Raw genomic sequence first — 24,196 nt, 5'->3', positions numbered from 1 at the left:
TACTGGCGCATCGGGCGAACACCTCTCGTGTTAAATAACGTCGCGGATTATAGCCGGAATGTAGGAGCCGATTCATCGGCGAAAAGCCAACGGAGCGGGGAGGCTGTAAGGCCTATCGCCGATGAATCGGCTCCCACAGTTAGAGCATCGCCGATGAATCGGCTCCCACAGTTAGAGCATCGCCGATGAATCGGCTCCTACAGGTAGAGCATCGCCGATGAATCGGCTTCTAACTAGCGGGCGCGACCAGCGAGGCCAGGTAGGGGGCGGTGCGGCTTTCCTTTGAGCGTGCTACCTCGGCCGGCGTGCCTGCGGCGACGATATTGCCGCCTTCATTGCCGGCGCCGGGCCCTACGTCGATCACCCAGTCGCTGCCAGCCACCACGCGCATTTCGTGTTCGACGACGATTACCGTATTACCGGCATCAACCAGACCCTGCAACTGGGCGACCAGCTTGTCGACGTCCGACGGGTGCAGTCCCGTGGTGGGTTCGTCCAGCACGTAGACGCTACTGCCACGCTGGGCGCGTTGCAGTTCGGTGGCGAGTTTGATCCGCTGCGCCTCACCGCCTGAGAGTTCAGTGGCCGGCTGGCCCAGTCGGAGGTAGCCCAGGCCGATGTCGCGCAGGAGCAGCAGCGACTTCAGCACGTTGGCCTCGTCGGCAAAGAAGACACATGCCTCCTCCACGGTCATGCCGAGTACCTCGGCAATGGTCTTGTCGTTCCAGCGGATGGCCAGGGTCTGCTCGTTGTAGCGCGCACCGTGGCAGGTAGGGCAGGGTGCATAGACGCTCGGCATGAAGAGCAGTTCGACGCTGACGAAACCCTCACCCTCACACGTTTCGCATCGGCCTTTGGCGACGTTGAACGAGAAGCGCCCGGCATCGTAGCGTTTGGCCTTTGCGGCTTTGGTCGCAGCAAAGAGCTTGCGCACGTGATCGAACAAGCCGGTGTATGTCGCGAGGTTCGAGCGCGGGGTGCGTCCGATCGGCTTCTGGTCCACCTGGACCAGACGTTTGATCGCGTCGGCACCCGAGTGGATGTGTCCGGACGTCTTCGCTATGACGTTGGGTTCCAGATCATCACCTTCGTCTTCCACGACGCGTGGTTCGTGTCCTAGATGCTCGCCAAGGAGTTCCACCAGCGCCTGGCTCACCAGGCTCGACTTACCGGACCCGGAAATGCCGGTCACCGAGGTGAATACGCCCAGCGGGAACCGCGCGGTCAGCCGGTTGAGGTTGTTCCGCGTGACATTGCGCAACTCCATCCAGCCACTCGGTTCGCGTGCCGTGCGTGGTGTCAACTGTTCGCTACCGAACAGGTAGCGTGCCGTATGCGACGCGGCGACATCGACCAGTCCAGCGGGCGGCCCACTGTAAAGAATCTCGCCGCCACGCTCGCCCGCATCCGGCCCCACATCGACCAACCAGTCGGCGCGACGCATCATGTCGAGGTCGTGCTCGACGACGAAGATGGAATTGCCCGATGCCTTCAACTGCCCAAGCGCGGCGAACAAGGCTTCGCCATCGGCAGGATGGAGTCCGGCGGATGGCTCGTCGAGCACATAGACCACACCGAACAGATTGCTGCGTATCTGCGTCGCAAGGCGCAGGCGTTGTAGCTCACCCGGGGAGAGGGTAGGGCTGCTGCGGTCCATCGACAGGTAACCCAAGCCAAGCGACTGCAACGTTCCGATGCGCGCCACGAGATCCTGCGCGATGCGTTGCGCGGCAATGCGCTTTTCTTCGGAAAGATTCGGCGTACGGCGCACGTCCGACGAGCCGTCGTGTCCAAGGCCACCCGCTGCGACGCGGCGCGCGATATCGCGTTTCCCCGCAGCGCGGCTTTGCGTCGCCTTGCCGGTGGTGGCAAGTTCGTCGAAGCGCCCTTCGGCAGCAGGCCGCAGGGTGGCGACGAGCTCGTCGAAAGACATGGCGGACAGTGCACCAATGTCGACCCCGGCAAACGTCACGGAGAGCGCTTCGCGCTTGAGGCGCTTGCCATCGCAAACCGGACACAGGCTGCCGATCATGAAACGCGATACGCGCTTCTTCATCAGGGGGCTCTGCGTCGTGGTGAAGGTGTGCAGCACGTAGCGACGGGCACCCATATAGGTGCCCATGTAGTTCGGCTCGGTCTTGCGCTTCAATGCCGCGCGTGTTTCGGCAGGGGTAAACCCGGCATAGACCGGGGCAACGGGCTGCTCTTCCGTGAACAGGATCCAGTCACGCTGCTTCTTCGGCAGATCGCGCCACGGGATGTCCACGTCGTACCCCAGCGTGACCAGGATGTCGCGCAGGTTCTGCCCATGCCACGCCGGTGGCCAGGAAGCAATGGCGCGCTCACGAATGGTCAGCGAAGGATCGGGGACCATGGTCTGCTCGGTCACCTCGTACACCTTGCCCAGGCCATGACAGTTCGGGCACGCGCCTTGCGGCGTATTCGGTGAGAAGTCCTCGGCGAAGAGCATCGGTTGCTTCGCCGGGTAGTTGCCGGCACGCGAATCAGCATGCGGACCAGGCTGGAGAGGGTGGTGACGCTGCCGACAGACGAGCGTGTACCAGGCGTGCCGCGCTGCTGTTGTAATGCAACGGCAGGCGGAAGGCCTTCGATGTCGTCCACATCCGGCACGCCGACCTGGTCGATCAGCCGGCGGGCATAAGGCGCGACCGATTCGAAGTAGCGACGCTGGGCCTCCGCGTAGAGGGTGCCGAACGCCAGCGAGGACTTGCCGGACCCGGAGACGCCGGAGAAGACGACCAGCGCATCGCGCGGCACGGCAACGTCGATATTCTTCAGGTTGTGCTCGCGGGCGCCGCGAACGCGGACGAAGCCGTTGCCGTGTACGGTGGGGGAGGCCGGTCGTTTTTTCATGGCAGGGATTATCGTCGGAACGGGTGCACGAGCCGTGCATCTTCGCCGTCAATCCGTCATGTTCTTGATGTTATACAGTAACAAGTCAGACAACCTGGATGCTCATGGCCCTCTCCCTGTTTCCCTCTCGTTTCGCCATCGCCGCCGTGGTCGCCATGGCGCTCGCCAGCGGCGCGTTACATGCGCGGGAGCGAACGCCGACACCTCCCGAATTCGAGATCGTCCAGAGCGTGCCCGAAGCGACGATGTATGGCGAAGACGGCGTCCGTCGAACGCAAACGGTGTGGCTGGAGATGATCCGCGGCGCCACGAACAGCATCGATATCGCCGCCTTCTACATCGCCGATAAACCCGGCAGTCAGTTGTCGCCCGTACTGGACGCACTCGCGGATCGCGCTAAAGCGGGGGTCAAGGTTCGCATCCTCGTCGACCAGACCTTCCTGGCGGAGAACCACGAAAGTGTCGACCGCTTCCGTGCGCTGCCAGGCTTCGAGATCCGCGTCCTGCCGGTCAAAACGCTGACGGGCGGGGTGCTGCATGCCAAGTACATGGTGGTCGACGGCTCGGAAGTGTTCGTCGGCAGCCAGAACTGGGACTGGCGGGCGCTGAGTGACATCCACGAAATCGGCGCTCGTATTCGTAACCGCCGCTTCGCCCAGACCTTCGACGCGACCTTCGATTTCGACTGGCAACTCGCTGGCGACGCCGCGTCGCCGCGACCGAAGGGAGCCTCCACCGCGCTCAACTTCGCGCCGGTCACGGTGATGGACCCGGAGGTCCTCAACGCGCGGGACGATGGTCGCCTGCTGGTCTTTCCGGCGTTCAGCCCTGCCTCGCTGATGCCTGGATGGGTTACCGCCGAGGAGCCCGCGCTGGTCGATCTGATCAAAAGCGCGCAGCACATCGTCCGGGTGCAGGTGATGACGTTGTCGGCGCTGCGCGGTTACGGCGAGACAGGCTGGTGGGCGCCGGTGGATACAGCACTGCGCGATGCCGCAGCGCGCGGGGTCGAGGTGCACATCATCGTCGCCGACTGGGCGTTGCACGAGCCGATGCAGGGCTACCTGAAAAGCCTCAGCCTGATGCCGCACATCACGGTGAAGTTCAGTCGCGTTCCGCCGTCACCGTCGGGCTTTATTCCCTACGCCCGCGTCGAGCACGCCAAGTACGCGGTGATCGACGATCGCAGTGTCTTCATCGGTACCGGCAACTGGGAATCGAGTTACTTCCACACGTCGGTGGATGCCTCGGTATTCGTGCGTGGGGCGGGCCCCGCCGGGACGATGACGCGCATCTTCGAGCGTGACTGGTCCGGCCCGTATGTCACCACGCTCGAAGCGGGCAAGACGTACGTCGAAGCGAAAACCCACTGATAAAGGACTGGCGCATGCCCAGGGTTCTCGTGTACGTTATGTTATAACATACATGAGTTGAGCGGCGCATGAAATTACGAGTCGGTCCGTCACTGGTTGCCCTTACCTTCGCTGTCGCGGCGGGGGGCGTGCACGCTGAGCAACGACACCTTGGTCCACACGTACACGGTCAGGCGACCCTCCAGCTTTCCGTGGAGGGTCCGGTCATGGACGTTGGCCTCAGCATTCCGGGCCACGACGCCGTGGGCTTCGAGCATCCGCCTTCCACTCCCGACCAGACGCTTACGCTCGCCCATGCGAAGCAGGTGCTTCTGACCGGCACGTGGCTCGTGCCCGCCGCCGCCGCCGGATGCGTTGCCCCGCCCGCTACCGTCGTTGCCGACGGCTTCGACGCGAATGCAAAGCCGGGCGGTCATGGCGATTTCGATGTGACGGCCCGGTTCACCTGCGCCAGTCCCGCGCGCCTCGGCTCCCTCGAAGTCGGCCTGTTCACGGCCTTTCCGACCTTGCAGCGCGTGGTGGTCGATATCGTGACCGCAAGCGGTGCCACCGAGCAGGTCCTCGACCGGCCGATGACACACGTGACGCTGTCCCCATGATTCCGTATGGCGAGGTTTCCCTGGTGTCGTGCAGGGCGTTGCAGTTCGCATGGCCCGGCTCGGACGCGACGTTGACGATGGACGATTTCGCTGTCGCACCGGGCGAGCGCATGTTTCTTTGTGGGCCAAGCGGCAGCGGCAAAAGCACGCTGCTGGGTTTGCTTTCCGGCGTGTTGCGCGCGACTAGCGGGGAGGTCACCGTGCTTGGCGTGCCGCTGTCCACGCTGTCGGCGTCGCAACGCGATCGCCTCCGCGCCGAAGAGATCGGCTACATCTTTCAGCAGTTCAACCTGTTGCCATTCCTTAGTCCGGTCGAGAACGTCCTGCTGGGTTGCGCGTGGTCGACGGCCCGCGCGAAACGCGCGGGCGCCACTCGTCAGGAACAGCGTAGCGAAGCCACGCGTCTTCTGGATGCCCTCGGCCTGGTGCCCCAGCTTGTCGAACGCACGGCGACCGGGAACCTGAGCGTCGGTCAGCAACAACGCGTGGCGGCGGCGCGGGCGCTCATCGGTGGGCCGCCGCTGCTTGTCGCCGACGAGCCGACCTCGGCACTCGACGCCGACAATCGCGATGCCTTCCTCCGCCTCCTGCTTGCCGAATGCACACGACACGGCACGGGGGTGGTTTTCGTGAGCCACGACATGAACCTTGCGCGGCATTTCGATCGCGCCGTGGCACTTGGCGACTTCCCGCCTGCACAGATGGTGGCCTGACCATGAACCTCGTTTCTCTCGCATGGAAGAGCCTTCGCCAACGCCGGACCGGTGTCGTGCTGACGGTCATCACCATTGCGCTCAGCGTTTTTCTTCTTCTCGGTGTGGAGCGTGTTCGTGTCGACGCCCGGCGTGGATTCTCCAGCACCGTCTCGGGAACGGATCTTGTCGTGGGCGCCCGCTCGGGACCGGTGAACCTTCTGCTGTATGCCATCTTTCATGTGGGAGAAGCGACCAACAACATCACATGGAAGACGTACCAGGACATCCGGGCGATGCCGGAAGTGGCCTGGACCGTGCCGCTCTCCCTCGGTGATTCACACCGCGGCTTTCGTGTGGTCGGTACGACCACCGATTTCTTCTCCCACTACCACTACGGCGCGAAACAGGCTCTGTCGTTCACCAGCGGCGCTGAGTTCTCCGACCTCTACGACGCGGTTATCGGCGCGGAAGTTGCCCGGCAGCTGCATTACACCGTCGGCGACAGCATCGTGCTGGCGCACGGCCTCGGTGGCCCGGCCACGGCGATGCATGCGGACAAGCCGTTTCGCATCAAGGGCATCCTCGCGCCGACAGGCACGCCGGTGGACGCCACGATCGCGGTGAGCCTGGAAGCGATCGAAGCCATCCACGTCGACTGGCGGGGCGGCATGCGACTGCCGGGGATGGAAGCAAGCGCGGAGAGCACTCGCCATATGGACCTCACGCCAAAAGCGATCACGGCCTGCCTGGTGGGACTGAAGTCGAGGCTGTCGTCGTTCGCGGTGCAGCAGGCCATCAACGAGTATCCGGATGAAGCGTTGCTTGCGGTGCTCCCCGGTGTGGCCCTGGGCGAGCTCTGGCACCTCATCGGCACAGCCGAGAATGCGCTTCGGGCCGTGAGCGCAATGGTCGTCCTGGTAGGTATGTCCGGCATGCTCACCGCATTGCTTGCGATGCTCAACGAACGTCGCCGTGAGATGGCCATCCTCAGGGCAGTCGGCGCGTCGGCCCGCACTGTCTTCGCGTTGCTGGTGATCGAGAGCACGTTGTTGACGACGGTCGGCGCGCTTATCGGCTGCCTGCTGCTGTTTGCCGTGATCGTTCTCGGACACGACTACCTGCTGGCGCAGGCGGGTCTCGTGCTGGAGCTGGCGCCGTCGCCCACGGAAGCCTGGCTGCTTGTCGCCGTCATCGCCCTGGGCATGCTCGCCGGTGCGATTCCCGGCTGGATCGCCTACCGGCGCTCCCTGATCGATGGCTTGCAGGTGCGGCTATGAGCTATCTCTCCATCCGTCGCCACCTGGCTGCCGTATTCGTGTTGGCTGGCATGGTCTCGGGGTGTGCGGGCCCTTCCGGTAACGATGCCGCGCAGGCACCGGCCACCTCGGGGACAAGCGCGCTCGCGCAAGCCCAGGCCGAAGCGGATGCCGGTCGTGCGCGCCGCGCGTCGGCGGGTGCGGCCGGTATTGCTGCAGCCAATGCGTACGGCGTCTCGCGCGGCGTGGCGAAGGCAGCGCCGGCCCCAGGATCCGACTTGCTGGGTCTTCCCGACGAGAACGGCTTCTCGGACCTGGACTGGACGAAGATGGTGCCACCGGAGGATTTCAAGGCGCTCGAGAACGCGCCGCCCGTGCTTCACGTCGGCAACCAGCGCATGAAGCAGATCGGCACCTTGCATACCGTCGACGCGCTCAATGGCGCGAAGGTGCGGTTGTCAGGCTACGTCGTTCCGCTCGAATCGGACGGCGAGGGGAACATGGTGGAGTTCTTCTTCGTCCCGTTTTATGGCGCGTGCATCCACGTACCTCCGCCGCCGCCGAACATGCTTATCCATGTGAAGCTGGCCCACGGTATTCCCACGCCAAGCCTCTATGACCCACTCACGCTCAAAGGCGTGCTCCATACACAGGTCACCGAGAACGCGCTGGCGTCCTCTGCGTATGCCGTGGACAACGGCACGCTGGAGGCTTACAGCGACACGGACGACGAAAGGCTTCGGCGTGCGTTCGAATAGGTCCAACGCATTACTCATCGGCGCGGGCGCGCTGACCGTCCTCGCGGCTGTCTTCATCGCGAGGCCGCCGGTGAGCGACGAAAGGCACGTGAACACTCCCAGTCGAGCGGGCCACGAGGCAGCCGCGGAAGAGGGCACGACGTCGATCACGGTGCCGGTTGTGGAAGCGGGGAACGCCCTGGCCAACATCGGCATGGCGCTGTCGGCCACGCCAGAGGCGGCGAACGACGTCGTTTTCCTCGCCGCGGCAACCGCCTACGGGCGCTGCGAGCCCGCGCATGCCCACGAGTTCGGTGTCATGGCGGCGCGCGCCCGGTTGCCGATATTGGCCGGACTGACCAGCGTGCTTGGACCCCATAGCGGCAGTCGCGCGGAGTTGCTTGCAGGTATCCGTGAAGTAGCCGGGCGTTTACCCTGCAGTGGCCCGGTCACGCTGGCGATCGGGCCGTTCCGCCAGCGAGTGGATATCCATGCCTATGCTGCCGCGTTTCCCGATAGTTACTTCGAGCCGGACCTGGCATCGGCGTCGACGGAGTTCGCTGGCCGCTCCCTGGCTGACCGCGCCAACGACTCATGCAACGGCGTCGCCTATGCCGTCCTCCCGCTCGATGCGCCCCGTGCCTGGCAGTGCACGGCCTTGCGTGCCGAAACGCGCAGGCACATCGCTTCCCTTTGTGGTGAAAACGCGGAGGCCTCTGCCCAGCAGATACGCGATGCCGTGACGCGACTTCCCTCGACCTGCCAGTGATCCCTCCGCAGCCCGTTCAACACCAGGAAACCCTTCATTGAACCTGATCACGACCCTCTCCCGCTCCGTGCTCGCCGTTGCGCTCACGTTAGCCCTCGCATCCCCGGTCCAGGCTGATACGCCCCCGAAGGGAACCTACGCTGCTTTGCCGAGCGAGACGCCCGAGCACTTCAAACCGGTGCACGATGCGTTCGACTACGAAGCGCGAGACGTGATGATTCCGATGCGCGATGGCGTGAAGCTGCATACGGTCATCCTGGTTCCGAAGGGCGCGAAGGGGGCCGGCATCCTCTTCACGCGCACGCCGTACAACGCGACCGAGATGACCAGCGCGGTCGAGAGCGGACATCTTGGCGTTTCCGTGAGCCACGATGACGATGCGAGCGATGTCCTCATCCAGGACGGTTACATTCGTGTCGTCCAGGACGTTCGTGGCAAGTATGGCTCCGAAGGCGATTACGTCATGAACCGGCCGCTCCACGGTCCGCTCAACCCGACGCCGGTCGACGACTCCACCGATGCCTACGACACCATCGACTGGCTGGTGAAGCATGTGCCCGAGAGCAACGGCCGCGTCGCCATCCTGGGTATTTCCTACGATGGTTTCGAACCGCTGATGGCGATCATCCATCCGCACCCCGCGCTCAAGGCCGCCGTGCCGATGAACCCGATGGTTGACGGCTGGATGGGCGACGACTGGTTCCACCACGGCGCCTTCCGCCAGCAGAACCTGGAATACATCTACGAACAGACGGCGTCGCGGAAGAACACGATCAAGTGGTGGTCGAACTACGCCGACGATTACCAGTTCTTCCTCGAGGGTGTTTCGGCCGGTGCCGTTGCCAAGGCATACGGCATGCAACAGCTCGGCTTCTGGAACAAGGTCGCCCAGCATCCTTCTTACGATGCGTTCTGGCGCGACCAGGCCGTCGACAAGGTACTCGGCAACGAGCCCGTATCGGTGCCGACCATGCTTGTCGCCAGCCTCTGGGACCAGGAAGACATTTATGGTGCCTTTGCCGTTTACCGCGCGATGAAGCCGCGTGACACCGACCAGCGGCTGTTCCTCGCCATCGGTCCCTGGTTCCACGGCCAGGAAGTCGGAGACGGCAGCAGCCTGGGCGCGGTCCGTTTCGGCAGCGACACCAGCCTCTACTTCCGCCAGCACATCCTGCGGCCGTTCCTTGCCCATTATCTCAAGGATGCACCGGAGGTCCCCGCGCCAGTGAACGCGTACGTCACCGGCGAGAATGCCTGGGTCAAGGCCAAGGCGTGGCCGGAGACGAACGAGGCTTCCACATCGCTCGACATACACCCGGATGCGAACGGCAAGCTGCAACTCGGACCCGCAGCGCAGAGTGGCTCCGACACCTTCGTGTCCGATCCGGCGCATCCCGTGCCGTACCGGCCCCGGCCGGTCGGACCGATGGCCGGCAAGGGCTGGCAGCACTGGCTGACCGATGACCAGCGCGCGGCCGCGACCCGCCCGGATGTGCTGACCTATACGAGCGCGGTACTCACCGAGCCACTGCGTATCAGCGGCCAGCCGCAGGTGCATCTGGTGGCGAGCACATCGGGTACGGACAGCGACTGGGTGGTGAAGCTCATCGATGTTTATCCCGATCAGGTTCCCGAGCAACCGGAGATGGGCGGCTACGAACTGGGTATCGCCATGGATATCTTCCGGGGCCGTTATCGCACCGGATTCGACAAGCCGATGGCGCTGACCGCGGGTTCGCCGCTTCCGTACGATTTCAGCCTGCCCAATGCGAACCACGTGTTCCTGCCGGGGCATCGGGTCATGGTGCAGATCCAGTCGAGCTGGTTCCCTCTCTACGACCGCAATCCGCAGACCTTCGTGCCGAACATCTTCTTCGCAACGCCCGCCGACTATCAGCCCGCGACACAACATGTGATGCGCGGTGGCGCCGACGCGACCTTCATCACGCTTCCCGTCGTCAAGACGTCCTGAGTCGAGCGGCACCTCGTCTTCCATCAACCGGACCCCGCTCTTGATTACCCCTATGTACGAAGTGTTGCTGGCCGCCTGCTTCCTGGGTGCCACCTCGCTTGTTTCGCGCCTTGTCGTCTGGTTGCCCGGTAGTGTGTTGTCGTCTTCGTTGGTGTGGTTGCAGTCGTTGGCCGTGGGGCTTCTGGTTGGCGACGCCCTGTTGCATGTCCTACCCGAGGCGCTGGAAACAGGGCAGCCCTTCGAGCAAGCCATGCTTGCGCTGGCGGCGGGTGCTGTCGCGCTGGTCGTCGTCGAGAGCTGGATCCGGCGGGGTCCTGTCGTGTCGCCGGGTGACGTGGCGCAGCGCACGCCGTTCGCACGCATGAACCTCGCGGGTGACTTCCTGCATCACGTGGTCGACGGGGTAATCGTGGCCGCCGCCTTCCTTGGTGGGGAGGCGGCCGGCATCGCCGTCATGCTGGCGATTGCCCTGCACGAGATACCGCGCGAACTCAGCAGCGCCAGTGTGCTGGTCGCCGGTGGGTATCCGCCGAAGCGGGCCTTCCTGCTCTCGGTACTGATGGCCCTTGGCGTACCGGCGGGAGCCCTGGTGATGCATCTGGTGCCTCTATCCGGCATGGGCCTCGGTCTGGCCCTGGCGGCTGCGGCGGGCACCGTGCTCTACGTCGCGCTGGCGGACATCCTCCCCGGGATATGGGGAAGGTTGGCACCTCACCAGCGCGCGGCACCTGCCATCGGCATGTGTGCCGGCTTGCTGGTCATGTGGCTGGCGGCGCGGATGGAGCATGCGTAGGCGGGTCACGCTTCCGGCGGGACGACCGTCTCGATCAGGCCCGTGGTGACGTCGTAAACCAGGCCGGAGATCGTGAAGTTGTTGCCGACGACGGGGTGGGCCCGAAGCGCGGCTACATCGATGGCGACGGCCTTGTACGGATCGGTAATCGCCTTGGTGTCGAGCTGCTCCAGCGGCACGCCCATGTACGGGGCAAGCAGTTCCGGCGCGTGGTGGTAGCAACCGTTGATGCCGCACTGGGTGTGCTGGAGCACGACCAGGTTCCAGTCCTTGTTCACCTCCACGCCGCCGGCCTTGGAAACGGTCGCCAGGATCTTCAGGGTTTCGAACAGCGATGGATTCACGCGGCCGCCGACATTGCGGATGATCGCCGCCTCGCCCGGTTGCAGTTTCAGGATATCCAGCGGATCGACACGCGGGTCGACGCAGCCGAGGATCAGCGTTTTCAGCGTCGGGATGATCTTCAGCTCCTGATGAAAACCGTGCTGGGCAAACTCGGCGTTGCGTTGGACGAACTGGCTGATGACGTTCATGACGACCTCGATGCAAGAAGGGAGAAGGGGATCACTGGGCGTTGAGCTGGTCGGCATGCAGGCGGGCGAATTCGCCCACGGTCATCGAACGGCGACCGGTGATCAGTTCGACGTTGTTGTCCGCACCGGCCATGTGGCCGTGCTGGTAGTCGACCATGGCGCCACTGAGACGCTGGACGATGTAAGCGGGCACACCCATGGCCGTGATCGACTCGGCGTATTCTTCGACGGGAAGATCCTGGAAGACGATCTTGCGACCGAGTGCTTCGGTGAGCTCGGCGGCCATCTGCTCATGGTCCATTTCGACCGGGCCCGAAAGCGGCACGATCTTGCCGACGTAACCGTCCGCGCTCTTCAGCAGCGCGGCGATAGCGCGGCCCTGGTCATCGGCGGCGATCGGTGAGTGGCGACCCTTGCCGACCGGCATGCGCAGCACGCCCTGCTGCAGGTACGGCAGCTGCCAGGGGTAGAGCAGCCATTCGAGGAAGTAGGTCGGGCGCAGGTGGACCACCGGCACGCCGGACCAGTTGAAGACTTCTTCCGAGATATAGGTATCGCGGCAAGAATTGCTGGCGGACTCACGATCTGCCGAGCGCTGCGACAGATTGATCACCGTCTTCACGCCGGTCTCCCTGGCTGCCTGGGCGAAGTTCACCGTGGCGGAAAGCAGGCCCGGAGCGACGGGATAGACGAAGTAAGCGGACTGCACACCCTGCATGGCATCGCGCAGACTGTTCACTTCCTGCAGGTCGCCGAGGACGACTTCGGCACCCAGGGCGGCAAGCGCGGCGGAGCGGTCGTCATGGCGACGGACCATGGCGCGGACGTCGAGGCCAAGGGCAAGCGCCTCGCGGACAGCGGCGCGGCCGGTATCACCGGTGGCGCCCGTGATCAGTACTTTCTTCGACATGACGGCATTCCTGAGATGAGTGGGGGAGGAGGAAGCGTTCTGCGCTTCGACGGGATAAATATCCTCCCGGCCTCTCAGGCCCGGTAGCCGTTGAAACTGGCTAAGACCTATCCCGATCCAGCATGGGCGGCGGGGAAGGGCGTCGCTTGGGGGTTTTCCGGGGGTATTGCGTGTTTGGCGCCGGGCGGAAGGCAGGGCGGCCCGGGAGCCGGGGTTGAAGTGACGTGTTGCAGATGCAACTTAGTCCGTCGCAATCATCAACCATCCAAGGAACCCCTTATGAAAACCGTACTTGTTACTGCCGCCAACGGCGACACCGGCCGCCCCATGGTCGACCTGCTCCTGAAGAAAGACTTCCATGTCCGCGTACTCGTCCGTTCGGACGACGCCCGCGCCCAGCGTCTCCGCGACAAGGGCGTCGAGGTCATCCTCGGCGACATGCTCAGCCTCCGCGATACCCGGCGCGCGATGGAAGGCGTGAACCTGGCTTACTTCTGCTACCCGGTAGCGGAAGGTCTGGTCGAGGCGGCCGTGATCTTTGCGCAGGCCGCAAAGGAGCAGAAAGTCGAACTGATCGCCAACATGTCGCACAAACAATCCCGCCCCTATGCGCGGAGCAAGGCCACGCAGAACCACTGGCTTTCCGAGCAGGTGTTCGACTGGTCGGGCGTACCGTCGGTGCATCTTCGCATCACTTTCTTCATGCAGTGGCTGCTCTACATCGCCCCGCAGATCAAGTACGGCCGGTATGTCATGCCGTACAACAAGGAAAGCCGCTTTGCGCCGATTGCCGGTAGCGATATCGCCCTCATCGTGGCGAATATCTTCTTGAATCCCAGTGAGCACGCAGGGCAGGCTTATGCCTTGCATGGTCCGGTCGAGTACAGCCATGAAGAACTCGCTGCCGAGGTGGGTCGTGTTCTTGGTAAGCCGTTGCCGTTCGAGCACGTCACAGTCTCGACGTTCCTTGAGTTGTTCGGCCTGGAGAACGAGGTCGGCCTTCGTCGTCACTTTGAAGCCGTGACGATCGACCAGCAGGAAGGGCTGCTGGCAGGCACGGATGACGTCGGTACGCGCATCATGGGCCAGCCGCTCATGACCGTGGAAGCGTTCGTCAACGAGTACCGGGAGCAGTTCGTGCTTCCATACGAGACGAAGGCGGCGTAAGTCGTCGCTGGCCAGCCGGCACTGCCTTGACACGGTGCTGCACCTGCAACACCATGGCTCACATGAAGAAAAACGCGGCCCGGCTGGACCCGGCACTCGTCGACGAGATGTACGACGACTGCCTCATGACACGCGCGCGGCTCATCGCGCGCGTGGTCACGAACATGTATGACGGTGAGTTACGGCCCTTTGGAATCAATGCGCCCCAGATGGGCTTGCTCACGATGATCGCCAAACGCGGCCCCATCTGCCGTGCGGACATCGGTCGCCTTCTTCAGCAGGACCGATCGACGCTCACACGAAACATGAAGGTCATCGACGCCGAAGGCTGGATCGAAGAAGTCGACAACCCGGAAGGCGGCCGAGGCCGTCCCATCGTACTCAGCCGCAAAGGCGAGACGATTCTCGTCAAAGCAGCACCTGCATGGCGAACCGCGCAAAAGATGGCCACCAGCCTGATCGGCCGCGAAGGCTCAAAGGCCATGCGCGACATCGGCGACAAACTCCTCGAGTCCGCGTAACCCTGACTGCGCCCTCGACGGCATCGCCGCGACCTCAACGGCATCGCTCTTGTGGGAGCCGATTCATCGGCGAAAGCCCGCCCGCGACATACCCTCCAAGCGACTCAGCCCCGCAAACCCCCCGCCTGCCCCCGCGCATACTGCGCTGGCGACTGCCCCACATGCCGCGAAAACGCCACCGTAAACGTACTGGCCGACCCATACCCCACACGCTCCGCAATCTCCGCGACACGCCCTTCGTTACGACGCAGAAGGTCTTTCGCGATCGCCATGCGCCACGCGAGCAGATACTCCATCGGCGTAACGCCCACCGTGAGGTTGAAGCGCTCGAAGAACGTCGTGCGTGAGAGAGCGGCTGCTTTTGCCAGCTCCACCACCGTCCACGGATACGTGGGGCGGTCATGCAATGCGCGGAGGGCTGCGCCGACGCGCTCGTCTGCGAGACCACGTACGAGACCGGGCGACGCGTTGGTGCCCGCCGTCGATCGAAGCGCCTCGATAAGCACCAGCTCGAGCAAGCGCGTAAGAATGACCTCGCGTGCCGGCCGCTGCTGACGCGATTCCTCGCGCATGAGTTGCAGGAGCGTCGCCAGTCGCGGTTCGCCACGCACGTGCACGAACTGTGGGAGCAGCGACACCAACAGGGACGCATCCGGAGAGCCGAACGTGCAGTGACCGGCCAGCAATCGAAGGTCGGTGTCGCCTTCCTGCGCGCCGATGCGAAACTCGTTGAGGCCGATTTGTACGGGCAGTTCCGATTCCACGCCAGGAGGCGCGTCGACGCTCGACATGGTCACGCCGTACGTTGCCGGAATGAGAGCGAAGTCGCCTGCCTCGAGCACGATCGGGTCCGCGCCATCGACGGCGATATGACAGGCTCCCTCGAGCACGGCGCAATACGACGGATCGCCGGCCTCCGAGCGGACGACCCGCCAAGGACCCGCGCCATGGACCAGCTTGGAGTAGCGCGTGCGGGGCTGGAGAAGGGTGACTACCTCGGCGAGCGGATCGGCCATGGCCGGACTCCTGCTAAAGAAATGCGGATTTCCTATGGTAGCAAGTTCGCGTCGTGCGGCCTATCGTGGTTTCTTCGCTTTCCCCCAACGAAGGATTCCCATGAAGACCATTCTGATCACCGGCTGTTCGTCCGGCTTCGGCCTCGAGATTGCCCGCTATTTCCTGGCTCGCGACTGGAACGTCGTCGCCACGATGCGTACGCCGAACCAGGACCTGTTCGAAGCATCCGATCGGCTGCGCATCCTACCGCTCGATGTGACCGATCCGGAGAGCATTCGTAGCGCCGTAGAGAAGGCGGGCCCCATCGACGTGCTCGTGAACAACGCAGGTTTCGGCGGGGCAGCGCCGGCCGAGTTCACGCCCCTGTCGATGGTGCGCGACATCTTCGAAACGAACACGTTCGGCACCATGGCCATGACGCAGGCGGTACTTCCGCAGTTTCGCGAGCGCAAGGCCGGTGTGGTCGTGAACGTCACATCGAGCGTGACTTACAAGCCTTTGCCGCTGATCTCCGCCTATCGGGCGAGCAAGGTGGCTGTGAACGCCTATACCGAATCCATGGCACAGGAAGTCGCCCCGTTCGGGGTGCGCGTGCACCTTGTCCTGCCGGGCCGCTCTCCCGAAACGGCTTTCGGCAACAATGCCGGCGCTCGCATGCATGGCCTGGATCACGAGGCGTACGCGGGCGTCGTCAAGCAGGTGTTCGCGATGATGCAGGACACGTCGTCCCCCGTGACTTACTCGCGGGATGTGGCTGAAGCCGTGTGGCAGGCAGTGAATGACCCTGCGGCGCCGGTACGCATTCCTGCCGGGGCCGATGCCAAGGCGTGGGCAGCCGAACACGCGTAACGATCGGCGACATCCGCACTGTTGCGCGGCATATACGATCGATCAACGCGCAGGCGAATTTCTGGATTCGCATCGGGATGCTCTGTGAGGTCAACCCGACTCGCGGAAGCGGGGCGGCTGCTTGGTTCCGTATTCCATCGTCTCGATTCGATCCCGAAGGAAGGTCGGATCACCATGGAACTCAACGACCTTGTCGAGCGGATGATCGTCGACGAGCTCGGAGCGCGTCCGGCCAGTAAGGGCCAGTACGACTTTCCCTATGTGCTCAACGCCTCGGTCGACAACGTCGTATGTCATGGCGTTCCGTCCGAAGGCGAGATATTGCGCGACGGCCAGATCGTCAACCTCGATATCACGCTGGAGAAGAACGGGTATATCGCCGACTCCAGCACCACGTACCTGATTGGCGAGGTGTCCTACGCCGCACCGCGATTGGTCAGGACAACCTACGAAGCCATGTGGAAGGGCATCGCCGAGGTAAAGCCAGGCGCCCGGGCCGGCGACATCGGCCACGCTATTTCGCGTCATGCGAAAGCGCATGGCTATACCGTGGTGAAAGAGTACTGTGGGCACGGCATCGGCCGGGAAATGCACGAAGATCCGCAGATACTTCACTACGGCCGTCGCGGTACAGGGATCCTGCTCGAGGAAGGCATGGTGTTCACTATCGAGCCCATGGTCAATCAAGGGCGCGCTGCCATCGCGGCTGAGTCGGAGGAATGGCCTGTCTACACCCGGGACGGCAGCCTTTCCGCTCAGTTTGAACATACTGTCGTGGTCACGCGAAAGGGTGTGCGGGTGCTGACGCTCAGGCCAGGAGAGGCCGCTTTGTGCCACCTGGATTCGCAATAACAGGAGGGATGCTTCCCTTCAGGCAAGACCAGCACGAATGGCGTGAGGGCATCGCCGTAAGAAGATGATCCATGGCGAGGCACCGCGGGGCCATGTTCGTAGCTCTGTCCCGAGAAATTACTACACGACAGGCACTGCCGAAACCGTGAGTTTTGTCGCATTATCGACAGATCGGCTCGACCGCCTAGCCCTTGGCTACGACAGACGCCGCTAAAGAAACCGGGCGACCTGCCGTTACAGCAATCGTTGCGGTCCGTCATTACAGACAGAACCAGGGGAAAATCATGCGCGACACCGTTGAACTGTTGGAGGCCATCGGCCGCGATGCCGCTTTGCGGCGTGCCTCGCCTGAAGCGCTCGCCAAGGTGCTTGAAGCGAACGACGCGTCGGAGGGCCTGCGAGAACTGGTTACCAATGGTGATACCACGGGCCTGGCGAAGGAGCTTGGGCTTCAGCATATGCACGTTGAACATCGCAGCCAGACCGGCGGCCATGAGGGCGACGGCCCCGACGACCACCCGCGCCATCATCCCGATCACGATCACGATCATGGCAAGGACGATGAGCCAGCAAAACGTCCCGACGATGCCGACGGCACGCCCGCAGCCTGAGCAGAAGTCCGCATGGCCCTCAGCCGCGTGCGGTCATGGCTCTTCCTCGTGGGACTGTCCATCGGGGCACAGGTAGAGTGCGTCCACGCTGACCAATCGGGGCCAGGGCTTTCCAACAGCCGGCTCGCTGAGACTGATGCGCAGCGTACGTCGGATCACGAACGCTTCGTCAGCATGCTGGCTGACCTACATCGTGAGGCGGCGTTCCTAACGTCCAGCGAGAAGTCGTACCTGCTCTTTCTCGATGGTTGGGAAGCGAATTACGAAGGTCGCCTTCCGGAGGCGGAAGCCGCCCTGCGCGAGGTCATGGATCACGCAGAAAGCGAGGCGGTAGCCACCCGTGCTACTGCCATGCTGATGAATAACCTGACTGACCAGGGCAAGTATGCTGAGGCGTATGCCATCGCCACGCGCGCGGCCGACACGCTGCCCGATGTCACGGATCCGGTTGCCAGGTTCTCATTACTAGCGAATCTTTCGCAGATGTTGACGTTCGCTGGCCAGCCTGATCTGGGTCTCAAGTACGCCGACATGATGGTTAGCGCTACACCGGTGGGCCAATCCTTATGCCAGGCCATGGTGCAGAAAGTGACCGCCCTTGAAGGGGCTCGTCAGCTGACATCGCATAGTCAGGAGTTGTTGCAGACGATCGATATCTGCACCTCGGATAGACAGCCGATTTTCGCCAATACCGTTTCGCTTATCCTGGTGGACCGCCTGTTTGCGGAACACAAGCTGGCCGAGGCCCTGGCGGTTATCCAACGTATTACGCCTGCCATCATGGCGAGTCGGTACTTCGCACACATCACTGACCTGGCGAGTGCCAGGGCACAAATTTTCGGAGAGATGGGTAGTGGGGCCGAAGCTCGGAAAGCCGCGACGGAGGTCGTTGCAATGAGTCACAGCGGCGATGTCAACGAAGCACTGAGACTCGCCTACCGCACTCTGTACTCGATCGCGAAGGCGCAGGGCCACAATGCCCTCGCACTTGGCTACTACGAACGCTATGTTATTCAGGACCAAGGCTACCTGCGTGATGCGAACGTCAGGACCGCCGCTTACGAGGCCGCGCGTCAGCACTTCCTCGCAGAGAAGCTCGAGACTGAAGGGCTGAGTAAGGAGAACCGTATACTCCGGCTCCAGCAGGCGCTCGACGGCAAGGCCGTGGAGACCAGTCGTCTCTACATAGCGGTGATGTCTCTCGTTCTTATTTCGGTCATTTTGTGGATGGTCCGAATAAAACGGTCACAGCTTCGCTTCAAGTGGCTATCGTCCTGTGATGGCCTTACCGGCATTTTCAATCACCAGCATTTTATGAGCGAATCCGCTCGCCTGTTGCAGGTACTCGAAAAGAGGTCGGGCGATGGGTGTCTGGTTTCGCTCGATCTAGACCATTTCAAGCAGGTTAACGATACGCATGGGCACGCTGTGGGCGATGCGGTGCTGAAGCACGCGGTTGCGATCTGCAAAGGACAACTGCGCAAAGCCGATTTGCTCGGGCGACTCGGTGGCGAGGAGTTCGGGATGTTGCTGATGGACACGCCACGATTGCAGGGCAGCGTGATCGCGGAAAGGATCCGTCGGGCGTTCGCCGCCTCACCGCTTGTCGTGGATGATCTTCTGATTCCGTTCTCCGCCAGCATCGGCGTGGCGAGCAGTGATAAGTCTGGCTATGATCTTCAGCGGCTGTGCCGCGCGTCCGACGCCGCGCTTTACCAGGCGAAAAACATGGGCCGCAATCGCGTCATTATTGATGGCGATGAGGAAGAAAGGGCCCCAGGTGCGACACCGATGATGGCGCGCCCCGCTCGAAGTGAGTACGGAACCACCTAGCTTGTCACAGTCAACTCAGCATCCTACGAGTCTATGAATACATCTCATTCGGCACTGGCCACCGGCCCGCGCGGCAGCATTACCTCCGTCGGCATGGGCATCACCCTCGGCTCCCATCTGACCCCCATATCGCGTAACTACATCGAAACTGCGGATGTTGTCTTCGCGGCGCTATCGGACCATATCGTCGAGCTCTGGCTCAAGCGCCTTAACCCTGACGTCCGCAGCCTCCAGCCGTTCTACAAGCCCGGTAAGTCGCGAATGAAGACCTACCGAGAGTGGGTCGAGCTGATGATGACCGAAGTGCGTGCAGGTAAACGGGTTTGTGCTGTGTTTTATGGTCATCCGGGTATTTTCGCGTGGTCGCCGCACAGGGTGATTGAAGTTGCGCGTGGGGAAGGCTATGAGGCGTACATGGAGCCTGGCATATCCGCCGAAGACTGCCTTTACGCCGACCTCGGCATTGATCCGGCGCGTTTTGGTTGCCAGCATCTGGAGGCGAGTCAGCTGCTTTTCTTCGAGCGCAATGTCGACACAGCGGGTCACGTGATTCTGTGGCAGTTGGGTGTCGTTGGAGATCGCTCGCTTGGCCGTTTCCTGACGCCAGATGCGTACCGCGAGCTGCTTGTCGAACGGCTGTGTCTGGACTACCCACCCGACCACGAGGTGATCGTCTATCGCGCGCCGACCTTGCCGATCGAGGGGCCGCATATCCAGCGCATCGCACTGCGTGATTTCGTGTCCGCCACGTTCACGGGGCAGGAGACTCTGGTTATCCCGCCGGCGCGGACCCTGAAACCGAACGCCGTGTGGCGCGCTCGTCTTGACGCACTCGATGCTATCCACGGTTCTGGCTTCGAACCCTCCGTCACGACGTGAGGGCGGCGGGACACTCTAGTAGAGTGCCCCGTTCGTGCACCGGCTGCCGCAGCGGCGGCCGGTTGATCCGTTGCGAATACACCCAACCCACTTAAGATTTTTGCATTGCAGCGTGACTCCTTGCGACTTTCGCGTCTTAATCTGTCCCCGGGAGATTTAGATCGATCCAAGTCGTGATGTGATTCGGGCCGTGCCGCGGCTGCGAAGAGCGAAACGACTTGGACTGGGGTGGGAAAGGCCGAGGGGATTGCGCATCGAGCGCCTCCCTGGCTATGGCGGTTTCCCACCGGGCCTGTCTAGGGGAAGGGTAAGCCAGCAAATGAAATCAAGCATCGTTCGTCATTCCATGGTTGCAGTCCGGCGCATCATCAGCGTGCCTGCGATTGTGCACTTTGCTGCCTCCGGCCCGGATCGCTCCCGCCGAATTTCCAGTAGTACCCGCTAGGCGCGAATCATCGCGTTTCTTCTCCGTGTTGCCGCTCGTCGACTGACGATCGCGGCCCGGAAAGGTGTTGTCTGACGCCCGCCATTCGCTGATCCGCGGGGCGCGGTGCGGCAACCAAAACATGTTCCGTAAACGAGCCGGGGGGCTTGTTTACGGCCAAAAATTTGGATCGATCCAAAGATCTCGGGTAAGGAGGGCGCGTGCAGGATTAAAGGGCAATTGCAGTGATGTAACGGGGGATTACCGCGCCGATTCCACACGGGCGCACACCACTGAGGGACATAAAAACTAATGACTTATCTGCCAACCATGCTCAAGCGTAAGCCTCTTCATGCCGCACTCGCCGCGGCCACTTTGTCGTTGGTCGGTTACGTAGGGGTGCCGGCCACCGCATTTGCGCAGGACACGGCGCCAGCCGCCGCGACGGCGCCCGTCGCCGCGAAAACGACGGGCAACCCAGCAGTCAAGAAAGACGACAAGGACAAGAAGGCAGATAAGCAGGCCAACGACACCGCGGCCGGTACGACCAACATGGACGCCGTGGTGGTGACCAGCTACCGCCAGTCGATCGACCAGAACGTGCTGGACAAGCGCGACGCCAACTCCATCGTCGAAGTCATCAACGCGCAGAACATCGCGCAGTTCCCCGCCAAGAACATCGCGGATGCACTGGCACACGTGCCGGGCGTCGTCATCAGTCGCGAATCGGGCGAGGGCAAGACGGTCAGTATCCGCGGCCTGGCGCCGGAGTTGACGCTGACTGAATTGAACGGCAACTACGTGGCCTCGGCCGACACCTCGGCCGGCCTGACGCGCTCGTTCAACTACACCCTGATGCCGGCGAACATGTTCTCCGAGATCAAGCTTTACAAGAGCCTCGAGGCGCGCCTGGACGAAGGCGGCATCGGCGGCAATGTGGACCTGCATACGCGCCGCCCGCTGGAAATGAAGGCGAACGACGGCTTCGTGTCCCTCAATGGCGCAGGCTCCGATAACAGCGGCAAGATCACGCCGCAGACCTCGGCCCTGTGGTCGTGGAAGAACAAGGACGAGACCTTCGGCTTCCTCGTCGCCGGTTCGTACCAGAAGCGCCGTGATATCGATTACACCGCCAAGGCGGACAGCTGGCACTGGTGGAGCAACGACTGTACGAGCCAGGAAAAATGTACGGCGCCGCCGACCGACGTACATGGCAACCCGTACGGTCCTGACGTGGCACCCAATCTCGACCTGTGGTCTGGCGGCGGTGTCGTCGACCAGGCCGGCAACGTCGATTCGGGCTACTGGATGCCGCAGCAGTTCTCCACGAGCCGCAACCAGCTGGACCTTAAGACCAAGGGCGCCCAGGCGACCATGCAGTTCAAGCCCATCGACCATTTGTTGTTGACGGGTAACTACTTCCGCTTCCAGCGCCAACAGACCCAGATCACCAACACGCTGGAAGTGCCCGAGTGGGGCCTGCCCGGCAATAGCAACTACGCCGACCAGCAGGGCAGGTTGCTTGCACCCAATGGCCTGACGTTCGATCCGTCGCACACCGTCGTCACCGGCGCCAACTACGTCCTGCCGCCCAAGGGCGTGGGCTGTAATGCAACCATCAACCCGTCGACGGGTGCCGCTCGACAGGCGGTCGATACCTGCTCCACGGAGATTCCGTGGCTGACCGGCAGCTATAACGTTGAAAAGGCCACCTCGCAGACCCTCAACCTCGAAGGTGAGTGGGACAACGGCGGCAGCCTCAGTGGGTCGTTCAACTTCGGCCGTACCTGGGCCACCGGTGGTCCCTCGGTACAGTTGAGCATGGCTGCCAAGCCCCGCAACTTCGTCGACGGCCAGTGGGTGGACGGGAGCAACGGCGCCGCATGGACGCTCAATGGCAAGCCGACGCTCAGCGCCTCGCCGGATGTGTTGCAGAACATGCTGGCAGGTGCGGGCCAGGTGGATCTGGGCTCGACCGGCTCCAACATGGTCAATACCAGCAACTCGCAGAACTTCGCCCAGGCGGACCTCACGTGGGCGTTTGATTCCACGTGGCTGCAGTCGCTGCAGTTCGGCTTCAAGTACCGTGACAACCACGCCGAGCAGACGAACAACGAGCAGCGCTGGTACTGCAAGGGCACGACGCTGCAGTTCCAGACCTGCGATCCGAACGCCGGCCAGCTGCCTGCAGGGTTCCTCCAGGCGAATTCGCTCGACGGCACCAACGAGGCCTACAGCGACAGCACCTTCCCGGCGATCAACTACCCGGCGTACTACAACTATCTCAACCAGACCTACGACCGGGTGCTCTATAACCACCCCGATGACAAGTCGTCGATCCAGGAGAAGATCGCCGCGGCCTATGTCCAGGCCAATTTCGATACCGGCACGGTCCGCGGTAACGTCGGTCTGCGTTTCGTCAGCACGGGTCAGGACCTCACTGTCGCCGATGAAATCACGACCAATAACGCGGTGTACTACCACGATGGCGGCGGCAACATCCTGATCTGCCCGACCACGGGACAGAACATCGCCGGCGGCGCCTGCGCACCGGGCGACTTCCAGTATCAGCCGCGCGAGCAGGCGGTCGTCCAGACGTTCGACAACAGCTCCACGCGCAAGCGTTACAACAAGTTGTTGCCGAGCTTCAATATCGCCTGGAACGTCCTCGACGACGTCGTGATTCGTGCGGCGGGTTCGCAGGCGCTGGCGCGTGCCAACTACACGGATCTGGCGCAGCTGGGCAGCCTCACGAACTACACGCAGGACTACTACAACGATCGCAAGCAGTTCGGCTCCCCGTTGCCGGGTTGGTACGGCAGCGGCGCCAATGCGGACCTCAAGCCGTTCACCGCGACCCAGTTCGACCTGGCGACCGAGTGGTACTACGGGCCGCATTCGGTGGTGGGTATCGATCTGTTCCAGAAGAAGGTGAAGAACTTCGTCGTACCGGTCACCGTCAACAACATCAATGTCGACGTCAACGGCACACCGACGAACTTCATGCAGTACAGCACCAATGCCAACGGCCGTTCCGGTACGTCCAAGGGTATCGAGTTCTACACGCAGCACACCTGGGAATCGGGTTTTGGCTACATCGCCAACTACACGCTCAACCACACCACGGAAACCCCGGTTTCCCTGGGCGACACGCAGGTCGGCAAGTCCGAGCTGATCGGCAGCGCCAAGTACGCCGCCAACGTGTCGGTGTTCTACGAGAAGAACGGTCTGCTGCTCCGCGCCAGTGATAACTTCACCGGCCGTACCATGCAGGGTCTGACGGCAGGCCTGCCGATTTATTCGGCGCCGTACCACCAGATCGATCTGAACGGTGATTACGAGTTCAACAAGCACTTCATGGTGACCGCGTCGATCATCAACCTGTCCAAGTCGACACCGCACGAGTATCTGGGCAGCGACACAACCGCTCGCCTGGTCAGCCTCGAATACGCAGGACGGCAGTACTACGTAGGCATCACTTACAAGTTCGGTGATGGTGGTTAAAGAAAGTCCGGCGGGGTCAGGTGTGAAA

19 protein-coding genes and 2 pseudogenes are annotated in these 24,196 nt (G+C 62.7%); 17 read left to right on the top strand and 4 right to left on the bottom strand.

From position 1 onward, the window contains the following. Positions 1-229: 229 nt before the first annotated feature. Positions 230-2,874 (bottom strand): annotated as a pseudogene (locus ACVWWJ_RS16110) (excinuclease ABC subunit A). A 104-nt stretch (positions 2,875-2,978) separates the two neighbouring features. Here ACVWWJ_RS16110 and ACVWWJ_RS16105 point away from each other — a divergent pair. The 8 genes from ACVWWJ_RS16105 to ACVWWJ_RS16070 all read left to right on the top strand — a co-directional run bounded on the left by ACVWWJ_RS16105 (position 2,979) and on the right by ACVWWJ_RS16070 (position 11,068). Next, complete coding sequence (locus ACVWWJ_RS16105) at positions 2,979-4,247, top strand: phospholipase D-like domain-containing protein (protein ID WP_456968686.1); 1,269 nt, start codon at positions 2,979-2,981, stop codon at positions 4,245-4,247. 68 nt (positions 4,248-4,315) lie between these two features. Then, a complete protein-coding gene (locus tag ACVWWJ_RS16100; RefSeq protein WP_456968685.1) occupies positions 4,316-4,846 on the top strand; it encodes a ZrgA family zinc uptake protein in 531 nt (176 codons plus the stop codon). Next, positions 4,843-5,559 carry an ABC transporter ATP-binding protein gene (locus ACVWWJ_RS16095; RefSeq protein WP_456968683.1) on the top strand — a complete coding sequence of 239 codons (717 nt, stop codon included), beginning with the start codon at positions 4,843-4,845 and terminating at the stop codon, positions 5,557-5,559. Before ACVWWJ_RS16100 ends, ACVWWJ_RS16095 begins: the two co-directional genes overlap by 4 nt. 2 nt (positions 5,560-5,561) lie before the next feature. Further along, positions 5,562-6,818, top strand: a complete 1,257-nt coding sequence (locus tag ACVWWJ_RS16090) for an ABC transporter permease (protein WP_456968682.1) — start codon at positions 5,562-5,564, stop codon at positions 6,816-6,818. Next, positions 6,815-7,555 carry a DUF3299 domain-containing protein gene (locus ACVWWJ_RS16085; RefSeq protein ID WP_456968681.1) on the top strand — a complete coding sequence of 247 codons (741 nt, stop codon included), beginning with the start codon at positions 6,815-6,817 and terminating at the stop codon, positions 7,553-7,555. Before ACVWWJ_RS16090 ends, ACVWWJ_RS16085 begins: the two co-directional genes overlap by 4 nt. After that, the gene (locus ACVWWJ_RS16080; protein ID WP_456968680.1) at positions 7,542-8,303 is read left to right on the top strand and encodes a hypothetical protein; all 762 of its coding nucleotides are present in this window, start codon (positions 7,542-7,544) and stop codon (positions 8,301-8,303) included. Before ACVWWJ_RS16085 ends, ACVWWJ_RS16080 begins: the two co-directional genes overlap by 14 nt. Before the next feature lie 37 nt (positions 8,304-8,340). Beyond that, positions 8,341-10,275, top strand: a complete 1,935-nt coding sequence (locus ACVWWJ_RS16075) for a CocE/NonD family hydrolase (protein ID WP_456968679.1) — start codon at positions 8,341-8,343, stop codon at positions 10,273-10,275. 40 nt (positions 10,276-10,315) lie between these two features. Continuing rightward, positions 10,316-11,068 carry a ZIP family metal transporter gene (locus tag ACVWWJ_RS16070; protein ID WP_456968678.1) on the top strand — a complete coding sequence of 251 codons (753 nt, stop codon included), beginning with the start codon at positions 10,316-10,318 and terminating at the stop codon, positions 11,066-11,068. Positions 11,069-11,073: 5 nt separating this feature from the next. Here the strand turns inward: ACVWWJ_RS16070 and ACVWWJ_RS16065 are convergent, their stop codons facing one another. Together ACVWWJ_RS16065 and ACVWWJ_RS16060 are read right to left on the bottom strand one after the other, a co-directional pair. Then, positions 11,074-11,601, bottom strand: coding sequence for a carbonic anhydrase (locus ACVWWJ_RS16065; protein WP_456968677.1), 528 nt, complete (start codon positions 11,599-11,601; stop codon positions 11,074-11,076). A 31-nt stretch (positions 11,602-11,632) separates the two neighbouring features. Further along, the gene (locus ACVWWJ_RS16060) at positions 11,633-12,511 is read right to left on the bottom strand and encodes an NmrA family NAD(P)-binding protein (protein WP_456968676.1); all 879 of its coding nucleotides are present in this window, start codon (positions 12,509-12,511) and stop codon (positions 11,633-11,635) included. A 279-nt stretch (positions 12,512-12,790) separates the two neighbouring features. Between ACVWWJ_RS16060 and ACVWWJ_RS16055 the strand changes: the two genes are divergently transcribed. Next, complete coding sequence (locus ACVWWJ_RS16055) at positions 12,791-13,678, top strand: NmrA family NAD(P)-binding protein (RefSeq protein ID WP_456968675.1); 888 nt, start codon at positions 12,791-12,793, stop codon at positions 13,676-13,678. Between the two features lie 62 nt (positions 13,679-13,740). Next, entirely contained in the window at positions 13,741-14,199 is a 459-nt protein-coding gene (locus tag ACVWWJ_RS16050) for a MarR family winged helix-turn-helix transcriptional regulator (RefSeq protein WP_159896748.1), read from the top strand. A gap of 104 nt (positions 14,200-14,303) precedes the next feature. Here ACVWWJ_RS16050 and ACVWWJ_RS16045 read toward each other — a convergent pair whose 3' ends face one another. Continuing rightward, positions 14,304-15,215 carry an AraC family transcriptional regulator gene (locus ACVWWJ_RS16045; protein WP_456968674.1) on the bottom strand — a complete coding sequence of 304 codons (912 nt, stop codon included), beginning with the start codon at positions 15,213-15,215 and terminating at the stop codon, positions 14,304-14,306. Positions 15,216-15,315: 100 nt separating this feature from the next. Between ACVWWJ_RS16045 and ACVWWJ_RS16040 the strand changes: the two genes are divergently transcribed. The 7 genes and pseudogenes from ACVWWJ_RS16040 to ACVWWJ_RS16010 all read left to right on the top strand — a co-directional run bounded on the left by ACVWWJ_RS16040 (position 15,316) and on the right by ACVWWJ_RS16010 (position 24,168). After that, positions 15,316-16,065, top strand: coding sequence for an SDR family oxidoreductase (locus ACVWWJ_RS16040; RefSeq protein WP_456968673.1), 750 nt, complete (start codon positions 15,316-15,318; stop codon positions 16,063-16,065). A 35-nt stretch (positions 16,066-16,100) separates the two neighbouring features. Next, positions 16,101-16,166: pseudogene (locus ACVWWJ_RS16035) on the top strand (TA system antitoxin ParD family protein); the annotation flags it as partial. After that, positions 16,150-16,917 carry a type I methionyl aminopeptidase gene (gene map / locus ACVWWJ_RS16030; protein WP_456968672.1) on the top strand — a complete coding sequence of 256 codons (768 nt, stop codon included), beginning with the start codon at positions 16,150-16,152 and terminating at the stop codon, positions 16,915-16,917. The pseudogene ACVWWJ_RS16035 and the gene map, both read left to right, overlap by 17 nt. Positions 16,918-17,201: 284 nt before the next feature. Then, entirely contained in the window at positions 17,202-17,528 is a 327-nt protein-coding gene (locus ACVWWJ_RS16025; RefSeq protein ID WP_456968671.1) for a hypothetical protein, read from the top strand. Positions 17,529-17,540: 12 nt separating this feature from the next. Next, the gene (locus ACVWWJ_RS16020) at positions 17,541-19,361 is read left to right on the top strand and encodes a tetratricopeptide repeat-containing diguanylate cyclase (protein WP_456968670.1); all 1,821 of its coding nucleotides are present in this window, start codon (positions 17,541-17,543) and stop codon (positions 19,359-19,361) included. 33 nt (positions 19,362-19,394) lie between these two features. Continuing rightward, complete coding sequence (locus tag ACVWWJ_RS16015) at positions 19,395-20,240, top strand: SAM-dependent methyltransferase (RefSeq protein WP_456968669.1); 846 nt, start codon at positions 19,395-19,397, stop codon at positions 20,238-20,240. 736 nt (positions 20,241-20,976) lie between these two features. Further along, positions 20,977-24,168 (top strand): TonB-dependent receptor, encoded by a 3,192-nt coding sequence (locus tag ACVWWJ_RS16010; RefSeq protein ID WP_456968668.1) that lies wholly within the window; start codon positions 20,977-20,979, stop codon positions 24,166-24,168. Positions 24,169-24,196 lie beyond the last annotated feature (28 nt).

This window comes from Luteibacter sp. HA06 (assembly GCF_054061215.1).
This window is presented reverse-complemented; position numbering and strand designations above follow the sequence as displayed.

Excerpts from the sequence above, each read along its gene's own strand:
- ACVWWJ_RS16105 (WP_456968686.1), top strand. The coding sequence starts at position 2,979 with ATGGCCCTCTCCCTGTTTCCCTCTCGTTTCGCCATCGCCGCCGTGGTC.
- ACVWWJ_RS16100 (WP_456968685.1), top strand. The coding sequence starts at position 4,316 with ATGAAATTACGAGTCGGTCCGTCACTGGTTGCCCTTACCTTCGCTGTC.
- ACVWWJ_RS16095 (WP_456968683.1), top strand. The coding sequence starts at position 4,843 with ATGATTCCGTATGGCGAGGTTTCCCTGGTGTCGTGCAGGGCGTTGCAG.
- ACVWWJ_RS16090 (WP_456968682.1), top strand. The coding sequence starts at position 5,562 with ATGAACCTCGTTTCTCTCGCATGGAAGAGCCTTCGCCAACGCCGGACC.
- ACVWWJ_RS16085 (WP_456968681.1), top strand. The coding sequence starts at position 6,815 with ATGAGCTATCTCTCCATCCGTCGCCACCTGGCTGCCGTATTCGTGTTG.
- ACVWWJ_RS16065 (WP_456968677.1), bottom strand. The coding sequence starts at position 11,601 with ATGAACGTCATCAGCCAGTTCGTCCAACGCAACGCCGAGTTTGCCCAG.
- ACVWWJ_RS16060 (WP_456968676.1), bottom strand. The coding sequence starts at position 12,511 with ATGTCGAAGAAAGTACTGATCACGGGCGCCACCGGTGATACCGGCCGC.
- ACVWWJ_RS16055 (WP_456968675.1), top strand. The coding sequence starts at position 12,791 with ATGAAAACCGTACTTGTTACTGCCGCCAACGGCGACACCGGCCGCCCC.
- ACVWWJ_RS16050 (WP_159896748.1), top strand. The coding sequence starts at position 13,741 with ATGAAGAAAAACGCGGCCCGGCTGGACCCGGCACTCGTCGACGAGATG.
- ACVWWJ_RS16045 (WP_456968674.1), bottom strand. The coding sequence starts at position 15,215 with ATGGCCGATCCGCTCGCCGAGGTAGTCACCCTTCTCCAGCCCCGCACG.
- ACVWWJ_RS16040 (WP_456968673.1), top strand. The coding sequence starts at position 15,316 with ATGAAGACCATTCTGATCACCGGCTGTTCGTCCGGCTTCGGCCTCGAG.
- ACVWWJ_RS16025 (WP_456968671.1), top strand. The coding sequence starts at position 17,202 with ATGCGCGACACCGTTGAACTGTTGGAGGCCATCGGCCGCGATGCCGCT.
- ACVWWJ_RS16020 (WP_456968670.1), top strand. The coding sequence starts at position 17,541 with ATGGCCCTCAGCCGCGTGCGGTCATGGCTCTTCCTCGTGGGACTGTCC.
- ACVWWJ_RS16015 (WP_456968669.1), top strand. The coding sequence starts at position 19,395 with ATGAATACATCTCATTCGGCACTGGCCACCGGCCCGCGCGGCAGCATT.
- ACVWWJ_RS16010 (WP_456968668.1), top strand. The coding sequence starts at position 20,977 with ATGACTTATCTGCCAACCATGCTCAAGCGTAAGCCTCTTCATGCCGCA.